Source organism: Marinospirillum minutulum DSM 6287 (assembly GCF_000422325.1).
Classification (GTDB): domain Bacteria; phylum Pseudomonadota; class Gammaproteobacteria; order Pseudomonadales; family Halomonadaceae; genus Marinospirillum; species Marinospirillum minutulum.
The window spans coordinates 18,124-31,478 of sequence record NZ_AULO01000015.1; the positions used below are offsets into that span (position 1 = coordinate 18,124).

Consider the following 13,355-nt stretch of genomic DNA (forward strand, 5'->3'; position numbering starts at 1 on the left):
GTAAATAAGTGTTATTTCCAGCGGCGGTGGTAAGCACCTAGGGTAGTAGTTGAACCTTCAGATAAGTTGCTTAAAGTTTTTTGCCAAGGATTAGCCAGCTTGAAGTTGTCCTGCTCTTTTTCTAGTGCATCAAGTGCTTGCCGCCAAACCTCAACAATTTGTTTTACATAGGCAGGGCTGCGTTGTCGGCCTTCTAGCTTGATAGCAACGATGCCCATTTTTTTTAGCTGAGGCAGCAAATCCAGAGTATTCAAACTGGTGGGTTCTTCCAGCGCATGGTAGGTTTCTGCGCCCACCTTAAATCGGCCTTTACACAAGGTAGGGTAGCCAGCACTTTCATTTGCTTGGTAACGGTCAATAAGCGAACCGTTGAGCCTAGATTCTAAGCCTTGGGGTGTTTCTTCCCAACGCACAGCTTTAGCGGGCGAACAAGCGCCACGCGAGTTGGGTGATTCATCGGTTAGGTAAGAAGAAAGGTAGCAGCGCCCTTCAACCATAATGCAAAGACTACCAAAGCCAAAAACCTCGAGTTCTACGGGCGAGCTTTTAACTAGGTCTGCAACCTGGGCAGCAGAAAGCACTCTAGGTAAAACGGCGCGTTTAATTCCAAAGTTGTCAGCATGAAACTGTAAAGCAGCGGCAGTGGTTGCCGAACCTTGTACGGATAAATGGCGGTTAACTGCTGGATACTTATGGGTGGCGTAATCTAGCAGGCCTATATCTGCCAAAATAAGTGCATCAACACCTAGGTTAGCGGCCTGATCGACAGCCCTTGTCCACTCTTGCCAGCCAGCCGGTTGGGGGTAGGTATTAATGGCACAATAAACTTTACAACCCTGGTTATGGGCATAGTTAATACCCTCAGCGGCTTTTTTTTCACTAAAGTTAAGGCCAGCAAATTGGCGAGCATTGGTGGAATTACGAAAGCCTAAATAAACAGCATTGGCGCCTTGGTCTACCGCTACTTTAAGTGCTGGTAGGCTACCAGCAGGACAAACCAGCTCCATAGTAAACTCCTATAAAAAAAGCCCGAAGGGGGAGACCTTCAGGCTAAGTGGCAGATAAAATTTATCTGACATGAGCTAATTAAATATAGCGGCTTGCCAGATATGACTCTTGATAGTTATCAACTTATTAAAATAAATTGTTAGCAACAAAAAGCTCTGGGTCGTTAATAATGATCTCTCTTTTATTGGTACTGATAAGGTTGTTTTCTTTTAAGTCAGAAAGAATTCTAGAAAAAGTTTCAGGCTTCATTCCTAAGTAGGATGCTATTTGGTATTTAGGTATAGGCAAAACAATATTATTTATACTGCTAGTGCTTTGTTTGTCACAAATACTTTTAAGGTAGGTAATAACCCTTTGGCGTGCATTGCTTGTTGTTACTACTTCAATTTCAGAAAAATGGTTAGATCTTTTTTCTGCTAGGTAGCTTAAAAAACTAAGTGCAGAAAGGTTGTTTTTTTCTAATAGTTTTAAATAAATAGCAGCAGAAAAACTAATAAGTCGAGTGGGTGTTGTGGTTTCAGCAAAGTGACTAAAAGTTTTTTTAGTAGTAAATACTTCATGCTCTCCTATGGCTTGCAACTTAGTTGCATTACCAACGATTCGTTCTGTGCCATCTTCACCCAGCATAAAGAGTTTTACAGCACCTTCAATGACTAGGAAAAAACGTTCACAGCTTTCGCCTTCTCGGTAAATGCTAGTATGCGTTTGTAAATCTAGGTGCTTGGCTTTAGTAAGAATAACTTCAAAGTCTTCTTTATTTATTTGCTTAAACAAAGGGTGGCTGCGAACTAGGCAGCGCATATCACACAAGCCATTGACAGGACCAAGGCTAGTGTTTTTTTTGCAAGCTATACTGGGTAAAACACAGTTTCTTACTGGCTTTCTAGTCGGTGGGGTTAAATTTGTTGGTTGCCTATCCATTCTTCAAACCTCGTAATAGGTAGTGGACGGGTCAATAAGTAACCCTGAATAAAATCACATTGATTGCTTTTTAACCAGGCGCAGTGTTGTTGAGTTTCTACACCTTCTGCGATTACTTGCATACCTAGGTTATGCCCTATGGCAATAATGCTTCTAACAATCATTTGATCGCTAGTGTTATCAATAATTTCAGTGATAAAGCTGCGGTCAATTTTTAAGAATTTTACTGGCATTTTTCTTAGGTAGCTGAGGTTTGAATAACCTGTACCAAAGTCATCAATGTTGAGTTGAATGCCCATGCCTGCAATTTCTTCGAGTATTCTTAAGCCGTTTTTTTCTTGGCTTAACAACACACTTTCTGTTAGCTCTATTTCTAAGCCTTTAACTATGTTGTATTTTTTTAGCACCTGCTTTAGTGAATCTAAAAAACGTACATCCATTAGCTGCTGTAAAGACATGTTTACGGCAATTTTAAAGTTAGAAAAGGTGGTTTTTTTCCACCGATTAAGCTGTTCGCATGCCTCTTCAAGCACCCAGTGACCTAAACGATGAATAAGTCCATAGCGCTCTGCCAAAGGAATAAACTTGTCTGGGGCAATAACACCGTGTTGTGGGTGGTTCCAGCGAATGAGTGCTTCGCTACTAAATATTTGTCCGGTTACCAAGGATGCTTTAGGTTGATAGTAAAGCTCCATTTGTTGATTATCGAAGGCATGGCTTAGCTCTCTTGCTAGGTTGATTTCTTCTAGGGTTAGGCTGTTTTGACTAGATTCAAAAAAGTGCACTAGACCATAGCTAATTTTTCTACCCTGAGTTAAAGCCTGCTCAGCATTTCTTAAAAGGGTACTTACATCGTTTAGTTCATTTTTTCCTAATTCAATACCTAGGCTTAGGTTGATATCTATTGAGTAGCTGTTAATAAAATAGTTTTTACTTACTTTATTTTTTAGTGAAGCTAGCCTTAAAGCCAGCTTGTGTTGGTCTTCAAATTGACCAACCAGTAAGAATTTATCGGCACTTATACGTGCTAGTTTTTCATTAGGTAAAGTGAGTCTGTTAAGGTTTTTAGCTATTTCTTTTAAAGCCAAGTCGCCTGTTGCTGTACCATACCTTTCATTAATAAAGTAGAAGTGGTCTATATCAATTACGGATAAAAATAATTGCTGCTTGGTTTCTTTATCTAACCCTGCTAAATAATCAACTATTGCACTACGGTTAAGTAGGGATGTCGCGCTATCGCAAGATTTAAGAAAGTTAATCGTTTTTTGCTTTTCTTCAAATAAAGACAGGTTGTACATTATTCCTATATAGCGAAAAATATTACCTTCTTTATCTTTTATAGCCTTAATTGTTAGCCATTCAGTATATTGCTCACCGGCTTTATTTTTATTTACCATCACGCCCTGCCAAAACCCAAATCTAGTAATTTCTTGCCACATTTTTTTGTAGTGACTTAAATCATGCTTACCAGACTTTAGAATGCGTGGTGTTTGGTCTTTTATATCGTTATAAGAGTAGCCAGTTATAAGGGTAAATGCTTGATTAATGGCAATAATCTTCAGATTTTCATCGGTTAGAATAATGCCATTATCTGTATTGTTAAAAGTAGCTTCAAGAAACTGAAGAAGATAGTGGTCATTACTGTACTTGGGACTACTTAATTCCTCTATCAGCATGGTGACTTCTCCTTTTAACTTCGGTAAAAACTACTGCATTAACGGTGAATCTGACTGCCCCATATCTATACCTAGCACGGGTGCAGCACTGGCTAGGCTTTGTAAGTAATGGCGTAAAGCTGTGCGTGTGGCATTTTCTTGCAAATATTGGCGAATTTTTGGTGCTGCCACTTCATAGGGAAGTGCTTCACCTTCTTCACTTTGATCAATATAAACCAAGTGATAACCGTAGCGGCTTTCAATCGGTTGTTGGTGTAAACCTATGGGCAGGTTCCAAATTTGCCGTTCAAATTCAGCCACAGTTTGACCACGCGAAATTTGTCCTAAATGACCGTCTTGGTGTTTAGATTCACAAACCGAATAGCTAGCCGCTAATTGAGTAAAGCTGGCTGGGTTACTGCTGAGTTGCTCTAGTAGGCTTTTAGCTACCTGCATTTGCTGATCTCGTGCTACAGCATCATCGGGTGCGGCAGCTAACAAAATGTGTCTTAGGCTAATGAGCTTAGGGCTAACCATACGCGCTTTGTTTTGTTCAAAATAACGTAAACAGTCGTCTTCACGAATTTCTGGTAGCTGTAGTTCTTGCTCTAATAAATTAGCAGTACGTTGCTCAACCGTATCGCCTTGAATACCCATTGCTTCTGCCTTGCTAGCCAGTAGTTTTTCTATTACTAAACTACGTGCGGCCATTTCCCAAGCTTCTTCTGCGCTGGCGCTTGGGTGGTATTGCATTTCATGGGCAATGGCTTCTTGCTTGATGTATTCCGCACCCACTCTAACCGCTGGAAAACTAGCGTTAGATGCTTGTTCGTTATTTATTTGCATAACAGGAATGGTTTGCATAGCGAGTTACCTCTTCCAAATTTAGAAGGTTGGTTAACTGGGTGACTAGGCACCCAGTTAACTTGTTTATCAGGCGCGTTTACGAACTAGCTGGTAACGGCGGCTAATATATTCCAAAGGCACACTCCAAATATGCACTAGGCGTGTGAAGGGGAAGATGACAAAGAGTGTCATGCCCAAGAAGATATGCAGCTTAAATATGGGGTGGATACCTTCCATATAAATGGCTGGATTACCTTGTAGGGTGACCACTGATTGCGCCCAATGCGATAACTGCTTCATTACTGAACCATCCATGTGACCCAGGCTGATGAAAATAGTCATTAACCCTAAGGAAACCTGAATAAACAGTATTGCTATAACTAATAGGTCAGCAGTGCTGCCTGTGGCACGCACATAGAGGTCGGTTAAACGGCGCTTAAGTAAAAGCCCCGCACCTACCCAGCACATAACACCGGCAATACCACCTATAACAATAGCCATTGTTTGCTTGGTTGTAGCGGTCATAAAAGGCTCGTAAACCCAAGAAGGGGTTAGCAAGCCAACTAGGTGACCAAAGAAGATGGTAATGATACCCACGTGAAATAGGTTGCTAGCTAAGCGTAAGCCTTTTTTGCTGACCATTTGGCTAGAACCCGCTTTCCAAGTGTATTGTGCTTGGTCATAGCGTATCCAACTACCAATCATGAATACTGCCATAGCCATGTAGGGATAAACCCCAAACACTAAAGTGTTAACGTAACTCATAAGAACTCTCCTCGAATTCAGCTTCTCTAGTGACTGGAGCTAGATTCAGTTGCTGGCTCTTGAATATACAAGGGCTGCACTTTACCCAGATCACTACGGCGCTGTTTCACTGCCTGCGACTCACCACAGGAAGCACCTTGGTCATCTACAAAACGCACCATTTCCTCTTCCCAAACCTTGTCGAGCGCTTCAGGTGTGTCATCTCTTTCTTCAGCTGCAACCGTTATTGCTAGTTGCTGCCAGTCCACTTCTTCACCCGCTAAAGCAACGAGGGTATTGAAGATGGCGGCATAATGACTGTCACGCTGTTTTAAGCGTTCGGCCACTAAAGCTAAAATGTGGCTAATCGAGCCTAACCACTGAAAAATTTCTTCAGACTCACGGGTTGATAAGAACTCTAAGAACAAGGGTAGATAGTCTGGCAGTTCTCGCGTATCTATCTCTAAACCGGCTTGTTGGTATTCGTTCATTAAATCAACCATGGCTTGGCCACGATCACGTGATTCACCGTGTACATGCTCAAATAGCAGCAGTGAGGTGGCACGACCACGATCAAAAGTCACTACATAGCTTTCTTGGCTATCAAGTAGGTCGTTATTACCTAGCTCGTTAGCCAAAGCGATAAGTGAGGGTCGGCTGGCATCAGGTAGATCAGGGTCATTCTGCAAGATATCGTTAATCTCCTGCCGAGCTGCAACCAGCTCAGCAGTGGGATAATCCAGCAGACGTGCCAGTAGGGCTAAACTTCGCATGAATTATCTCCTTAGTCTTTTAACAATGCAGGGTCGACTTGCTTAACCGCACTGATTTTTTCCACCATGGTTGTGGTAGTTTTATTACCGCCAAATAGGCTGAACTTGCTGTCACCGTGGCAACCATCACCAAAGGAGAAGCCACAACCGTTACGCTCTGGGTAAGCATCGCGTGCTTGTTCTCTATGGCTGGTTGGAATGACAAAGCGGTCTTCATAATCAGCAATAGCAAGGTAACGGTACATGTCTTCAGCTTGAGCTTGGGTTAAGCCAGTTTCATCTAGCGCACGTAGGTCTTCTACACCATCAACCTGTTGAGCACGCTTGTATTCACGCATGGCCATTAAGCGCTTGAGGGCAAGCAATACTGGCTTTTCATCACCTGCGGTTAGCAGGTTAGCTAGGTAGCGCACAGGAATACGTAAGCTATCTACGTCTGGTAACACACCGCTATGACCTAGTTTGCCAGCATCGGCTGCTGACTGAATGGGTGATAGTGGTGGTACGTACCAAACCATAGGCAAAGTACGGTATTCAGGGTGCAAGGGCAGGGCTAAACGCCAGTCCATTGCAAGCTTCCAAACCGGTGATGCTTGCGCTGCTTTGAGTACGTTTTCAGTGATGCCATCTTTGCGAGCCTGAGCAATCACTTCAGGGTCATTTGGATCAAGGAAAATCTCTAGCTGCTTTTCGTACAAATCACCTTCATCTGGCGTGCTGGCTACTTCTTGAATACGGTCAGCGTCATAAAGTAGTACGCCTAGGTAACGAATACGTCCAACACAGGTTTCTGAACAAACGGTTGGCATACCGGCTTCGATACGTGGGTAACAGAAGATGCACTTTTCAGACTTGCCACTTTTCCAGTTGTAGTAAATCTTTTTGTAAGGGCAACCGCTGATACACATACGCCAGCCACGGCACTTGTCTTGGTCAATCAGTACTATGCCGTCTTCTTCGCGCTTATAAATTGCGCCACTTGGACAGGAAGCAACGCAAGTTGGGTTAAGGCAATGCTCGCAAAGGCGGGGCAAGTACATCATGAAGGTACTTTCAAACTGGCCGTAAATATCGGCCTGAATTTGATCGAAGTTTTTATCAGCACGGCGCTTAGAAAACTCGGTACCTAGAATTTCTTCCCAGTTAGGACCCCAGTTAATTTTATTCATCCGCTTACCGGTAATAACCGAGCGTGGACGAGCAACCGGCTGGTGTTCTACATCGCCAGCGGTATGCAAGTGCTGATAGTCAAAATCAAAGGGTTCGTAGTAGTCGTGAATATCGGGTAAATCTGGGTTACCAAAGATATTGGCTAGAACACGGAATTTACCGCCAATACGGGGTTCAATTTTGCCGTCGTTACGTCTAATCCAACCACCATTCCATTTGTCTTGGTCTTCCCAATCTTTGGGATAACCAATACCAGGTTTGGTTTCTACGTTATTGAACCAAGCGTATTCCATACCTTCACGGCTGGTCCAAACGTTTTTACAGGTCACAGAACAGGTGTGGCAGCCTATACACTTGTCTAGGTTGAGCACCATGCCAACTTGAGAGCGAATTTTCATTTCACTGCCTCCTGCTGATAATCGTTACCTTCACCGTCTAACCAATCAACACGCTTCATTTTGCGCACGATTACAAACTCGTCACGGTTAGAGCCAACGGTTCCGTAGTAGTTGAAACCATAAGCTTGGTGTGCATAGCCGCCGATCATGTGGGTCGGTTTGGGGCAAGCACGGGTTACTGAGTTATGAATACCGCCACGTGTACCACTGACTTCAGAGCCAGGGACATTCACGATGCGTTCTTGAGCGTGATACATCATCACCATGCCGGGCATAACACGCTGACTTACTACAGCTCTGGCAGCGATAGCACCGTTAGCATTAAAGGCTTCAATCCAGTCATTATCTTCAACGCCAATTTCTTTAGCATCGTCTTCACTTAGCCACACAATGGGGCCGCCTCGTGAAAGTGTCAGCATGAGTAGGTTGTCGCTGTAGGTACTGTGGATACCCCATTTTTGGTGAGGCGTTAAGAAGTTCAGCGCCTTTTCAGGGTTGCCATTGGGCTTAGCATTCAGCAAGGGTGCTGCTGCTTTAGTGTTAATGGGCGGACGGTAAGATACAAAGCTTTCACCAAAGTCACGCATCCAAGGGTGATCTTGGTAGAGCTGTTGACGACCCGTTAAAGTACGGAAAGGAATTAGCTCGTGAATATTGGTGTAACAAGCGTTGTAAGAAACGTGTTCATCTTCTAAGCCAGACCAGGTAGGGCTAGAGATAATCTTACGTGGCTGGGCAACAATATCGCGGAAGCGAATTTTTTCGTCTTCTTTAGGTTTAGCTAAGTGGGTGTGCTCTAAGCCAGTAATGTCTGAGAGCGCCTGCCAAGCTTTAACCGCCACTGCGCCGTTGGTTTCTGGCGCTAGGGTTAGAATGACTTCAGCCGCATCTATGGCTGAATCAATTTTTGGGCGACCCGTTGAAGAGCCTGTTAGTTGCTTATGGTTAAGCTGTCCTAGCAGTTCAATTTCAGGATCAGTATTCCAGTTAATGCCCTTACCGCCATTACCTAGCTTATCTAACGCAGGGCCTAGCGAAGTGAAGCGTGCATAGGTTTCTGGGTAGTTACGCTCAACAGTAATAAGCGAAGGCGCTGTTTTGCCCGGAATTAAATCGCATTCACCTTTTTTCCAATCCTTCACTTCAAAAGCCTGACCTAATTCGTTAGGCGAGTCATGCTGTAAAGGTAGGGTAACTAGGTCGGTTTCTTCACCTAGGTGGCCCACACAAGCTTTGGAGAAGGCTTTAGCGATACCCTTGTAAATTTCCCAGTCACTACGGGCTTCCCAAGCTGGGTCAGTCGCCGCTGTTAAGGGGTGAATAAAGGGGTGCATATCTGAGGTATTCAGGTCATTTTTTTCGTACCAAGTAGCGGTCGGAAGAACGATATCTGAATAAAGACAGGTAGTCGACATACGGAAATCTAAAGTAACCAACAAGTCTAACTTGCCATCTTGTGGGTCATCACGCCATTCAACTTCTAACGGCTTTTCGCCACCTTCTTGGCCTAAGTCTTTACCCTGCAAACCATGCTTGGTGCCTAATAGGTACTTAAGCATATATTCGTGACCTTTACCGGACGAACCTAAGAGGTTAGAACGCCAGATAAACAGGTTGCGAGGGAAGTTTTTAGGGTCATCGGGGGATTCAGAAGCAAAAGCAATTTCACCTGATTTAAGCGCTTTAACTGTATAGTCTTGTGGCGATAAACCAGCCGCTTTAGCTTTAGCCGCAATATGCAGCGGGTTAGTATTTAGCTGAGGTGCAGAAGGCAACCAACCCATCCGCTCAGAGCGAACGTTAAAGTCGATTAAGCTACCCTTGTACTTATCAGGGTTAGCTAAGGGCGAAAGAATTTCGCTAACTTCCAACTTCTCATAGCGCCATTGGCTAGAGTGATTGTAGAAGAAAGACGTACCGTTCATGTGGCGTGGTGGACGTGTCCAGTCAGTACCAAAGGCAAGCGGAGTCCAGCCAGTTTGTGGACGAAGTTTTTCTTGGCCTACATAGTGCGCCCAACCACCACCACTTTGACCAACACAGCCGCAGAAAATCAGCATGTTCATCAAGCCACGGTAGTTCATGTCCATGTGGTACCAGTGGTTCATACCAGCACCCACAATAATCATCGAACGACCCTTGGTTTTGTGTGCTGTATCAGCAAACTCACGGGCAATACGAATGACGGTTTCACGCGGTACACCGGTGATTTGTTCCTGCCAAGCTGGGGTGTAGGGAGCAATTTGATCGTAGTTAGTTGCACCATCGTCATCACCTAGGCCACGGCTAATACCGTAGTTGGCAATCATCAGGTCATAAACAGCGGCCACTTTTACTTGGCTGCCATCGGCTAGCTGAATATTCCGTACAGGTAGGGTGTGCTTAACTATGTTGTTGTGCTCAACGTGCTGCCAGTGTTCGTGCTTAATGCCGCCAAAATAGGGGAAACCTACTTTAACTTTATCATCGTGGGCATCAATTAAACTTAGGCGTAGCTTGGCTTCTTTTTGATCGACGTTGGCTTTTTCTTCTAGGTTCCATTTACCTTTTTCGCCCCAACGGAAGCCTATTGAACCATTAGGTGTTACGTACTTATCAGACGCTTCATCTATGGCAATGGTTTTCCAGTCTGGGTTATTTTCTTGGCCTAGCTGGTCAGAAAAGTCGCTGGCGCGTAAGAAACGGCCAGGTGCATAAACACCATCTTCACGTTCTTCCAACATAACCAAATAAGGCATGTCGGTATAACGGCGCACATAATCAGTAAAGTATTCGCTAGGGTTGTCTAGGTGGAATTCTTTAAGAATAACGTGACCAAAAGCCATAGCTAAAGCAGCATCAGTACCCTGCTTAGGGTTAATCCACTGGTCAGCTAGCTTGGCAACTTCGGCATAGTCGGGCGTAATAGCAACGGTTTTAGTACCCTTGTAGCGAACTTCAGTAAAGAAGTGGGCATCAGGTGTACGGGTTTGCGGAACGTTAGAACCCCAAGCAATAATGTAGTTACTGTTATACCAGTCAGCCGATTCAGGCACGTCGGTTTGTTCGCCCCAAGTCATGGGTGAAGCGGGTGGTAAGTCACAGTACCAGTCGTAGAAACTTAAGCAGACACCACCAATTAAAGACAAATAACGGCTACCGGCAGCGTAAGAAATCATCGACATGGCAGGAATGGGCGAGAAACCAATAATGCGGTCTGGGCCATGTTCTTTAGCTGTGTAAACGTTAGAAGCAGCAATTAGCTCGTTAACTTCTTCCCAGTCTGAACGCACAAAACCACCCAAACCACGGCGTGCTTTGTAAAGTTTAGTTTTGGCAGGGTCTTCCACTATGGATGCCCAAGCATCAACAGGGTCGCTAAACTCTTTACGCGCCTTACGCCACAATTGAATCAGCGATTTACGCATTAATGGATATTTAAGGCGATTAGCGCTATACATGTACCAAGAATAACTAGCACCACGCGGACAGCCGCGAGGTTCATGGTTAGGTAAATCGGGGCGGGTGCGTGGGTAGTCAGTTTGTTGGGTTTCCCAAGTGACTAGGCCATTTTTAACGTAAATTTTCCAGCTACAAGAACCCGTACAGTTAACACCGTGGGTAGAACGCACAATTTTGTCGTGCTGCCACCGCTGGCGATAACCATCTTCCCAGTCGCGATTGGTTACTTGCGTTTCGCCATGCCCATTAGCAAAGGGCACCCTTGATTTCTTAAAATAATTCAGTCGATCGATGAAGTGACTCATAGTCGCTCTCCCGGACTCCTCAGGATAAAAAAGCAATTTGTAGGCTTAAATAAACCAGCAAAACTGCCCGCTTCACAACTGAGTTTGTACTAGGTTTCAAACAATTACTGTATGAATACCACCAGAAACAACCAAATTACCCCTTAAGGGATACACTCAGACCTGGCTGTTTGTGGGAAGGTGGAGGCAGTTAAACTACGAATAGAGTTGCTACTTGTGAAAAGAAAATCCCTTGTAACCCGCATAGCTATACACATGGTCATTATTAGTGCTATGGCCATTACCAGTATTCTGGCGTCTTATATTATTTCTGACAGAATGAAAGGCGATGCAGCAGCACTGAACATTGCTGGCTCTTTACGTATGCAAACCTTTCGTATCATCAACAGCTTGCAAGAAATACGTTTAGATAAAAGCTATCAGACAGAAAGCCTCAACCTAGAAAAAGCAATTAAAGGGTTTGCTGATCGCTTAGCTAGCGAAGAACTAGTAACGGCTATACCGCGTGCTAACGACAATAATCTGCATATTGTGTATTTAGCCGTTGTAGAAAAATGGCAGGGTGACATTAAACCTAAGTTTGTAAAGGTAGCTACTTATAACGCTAGGCAGCTTATTGAACTAGAAGCCCTGCTAGATGCCCAGTATCACTTAATTGACAGCATGGTTTCAGCTTTAGAAAAAAGTACAGACAAGAAAGTTAAGCTGCAAATTTTTATTCAAACCACTTTTATGCTTTTAGCCTTTGTTGCCATTGTGGTGGCATTTTTTGATATACGAGAAAAGGTGGTTATTCCCTTAGGCAAGCTGATGTCTCAGGTAAAAGAAGTGCGTAGAGGCAACTTTGTTGTTCGTCAACATGCACAAAATGAAGATGAGCTAGCTGACTTAGGGGAGGCTATCAATGATATGTCACGAGACCTTTCCTCTAATTACCGCCATTTAGAAAAACTGGTTTCCCAAAAAACATTAGAACTAGAGCGCAGCCACCAAGCTTTACAGCTATTACATGATGCTGGGCGTCTGCTTTATGAGAATAGTGATAATATTTGCCAAACGGCTGTGCCCATGTTGAAAAAGCTAGAACAGCTGATCGATATAGGTTCAATCAACCTTTACATTAATGACCAACAAAAAAGCATTAAGGTAATGACTACCCTAAGTGCATCTCGCCCTATCTATTGCCGTAACCTAGACTGCTCTGCCTGCATAGATAAAAGCTCGCTCGATAATTCAATTGTTACTAACGGTCACGAACACCTTTATTTGCCCGTAGCCACAGCGGGTAGGCGTTTAGGCACACTGGATGTTGCCTATCCCCTTGGTCGCCAGTTAAGCCAAAGATCGGTACGCTTATTGCAAACCCTGTCAGATCAGCTAGCCACCGCCATTTATATTCAACAGCAAATGCAAGAAGGTCAGCAGCTTTCATTGTTAGAGGAGCGCAGCATTATTGCCCGTGAACTTCACGATTCTTTAGCCCAGTCACTGTCTTATTTAAAAATACAAATTAGCCGTTTACAAAAACAACAACAAAAAGAAAACACTTCACCCAAACAGCAAGAAACCCTCGTTGAAGTGCGTACAGGTGTGAATAATGCTTATCGACAACTCCGTGAGCTTCTAACAACCTTTCGCTTGGAGCTAGATAAACCAGGTTTGCGTGCAGCCTTAGAAAAAACTGTTGAAGAATTTTCAGAGCGCTTAGGTTTTCTTATATTTTTAGAGTTCGACTTGCCTTCAGACTTGTTAAGCCCAAATGAAGAAATTCATGTTTTGCAGGTGGTAAGGGAAGCGCTTTCTAATGTAATGAAACATGCTAAGGCAAGCAGTGTTAAGGTTAAAGTAAGAAGGCGAGGGGATGAGGTTGAAGTGGCGGTAGAGGATGATGGTAGAGGTTTTAATGAAGCTAATTCACCAGACCAGCACTATGGCTTAATTATTATGCGTGATAGAGCTGTTACTCTGGGTGGCAAAATAAACCTCTACAACCTTAGAGCAGGGGGTGTGGGGCTTTATTTAAGTTTTATGCCTGCTTTACTTAAGCAGCAAGCAGAGAAAGTGTCAGCATAAAAGTAAAAGAAATTTGAGCAG

The 13,355-nt window shown here is 43.9% G+C and carries 9 protein-coding genes; 1 reads left to right on the forward strand and 8 read right to left on the reverse strand.

Features of this window, described 5'->3' with window-relative positions; genetic code table 11:
• Nucleotides 1-11: 11 nt before the first annotated feature.
• The 8 genes from ubiU to H571_RS0109255 form a co-directional block, all read right to left on the reverse strand.
• Nucleotides 12-1,007, reverse strand: coding sequence for a ubiquinone anaerobic biosynthesis protein UbiU (gene ubiU, locus H571_RS0109220; RefSeq protein ID WP_027849048.1), 996 nt, complete (start codon nucleotides 1,005-1,007; stop codon nucleotides 12-14).
• Nucleotides 1,008-1,134: 127 nt separating this feature from the next.
• Nucleotides 1,135-1,929 (reverse strand): Crp/Fnr family transcriptional regulator, encoded by a 795-nt coding sequence (locus H571_RS0109225; RefSeq protein ID WP_027849049.1) that lies wholly within the window; start codon nucleotides 1,927-1,929, stop codon nucleotides 1,135-1,137.
• Nucleotides 1,905-3,605 (reverse strand): putative bifunctional diguanylate cyclase/phosphodiesterase, encoded by a 1,701-nt coding sequence (locus H571_RS0109230; RefSeq protein ID WP_027849050.1) that lies wholly within the window; start codon nucleotides 3,603-3,605, stop codon nucleotides 1,905-1,907. The genes H571_RS0109225 and H571_RS0109230 overlap by 25 nt, the downstream gene beginning before the upstream one ends.
• Before the next feature lie 30 nt (nucleotides 3,606-3,635).
• Nucleotides 3,636-4,448, reverse strand: a complete 813-nt coding sequence (locus H571_RS0109235; protein WP_027849051.1) for a peptidylprolyl isomerase — start codon at nucleotides 4,446-4,448, stop codon at nucleotides 3,636-3,638.
• A gap of 69 nt (nucleotides 4,449-4,517) precedes the next feature.
• Nucleotides 4,518-5,195, reverse strand: coding sequence for a respiratory nitrate reductase subunit gamma (gene narI / locus H571_RS0109240; RefSeq protein ID WP_027849052.1), 678 nt, complete (start codon nucleotides 5,193-5,195; stop codon nucleotides 4,518-4,520).
• Nucleotides 5,196-5,221: 26 nt separating this feature from the next.
• A complete protein-coding gene (gene narJ, locus H571_RS0109245; protein WP_027849053.1) occupies nucleotides 5,222-5,947 on the reverse strand; it encodes a nitrate reductase molybdenum cofactor assembly chaperone in 726 nt (241 codons plus the stop codon).
• Nucleotides 5,948-5,958: 11 nt separating this feature from the next.
• Nucleotides 5,959-7,515 carry a nitrate reductase subunit beta gene (narH, locus tag H571_RS0109250; protein WP_027849054.1) on the reverse strand — a complete coding sequence of 519 codons (1,557 nt, stop codon included), beginning with the start codon at nucleotides 7,513-7,515 and terminating at the stop codon, nucleotides 5,959-5,961.
• A complete protein-coding gene (locus H571_RS0109255; protein ID WP_027849055.1) occupies nucleotides 7,512-11,261 on the reverse strand; it encodes a nitrate reductase subunit alpha in 3,750 nt (1,249 codons plus the stop codon). The genes narH and H571_RS0109255 overlap by 4 nt, the downstream gene beginning before the upstream one ends.
• A gap of 216 nt (nucleotides 11,262-11,477) precedes the next feature.
• On the opposite strand from H571_RS0109255, the gene H571_RS0109260 reads away from it, so the two are divergent.
• A complete protein-coding gene (locus H571_RS0109260) occupies nucleotides 11,478-13,334 on the forward strand; it encodes a histidine kinase (protein ID WP_156887861.1) in 1,857 nt (618 codons plus the stop codon).
• Nucleotides 13,335-13,355: the final 21 nt, after the last annotated feature.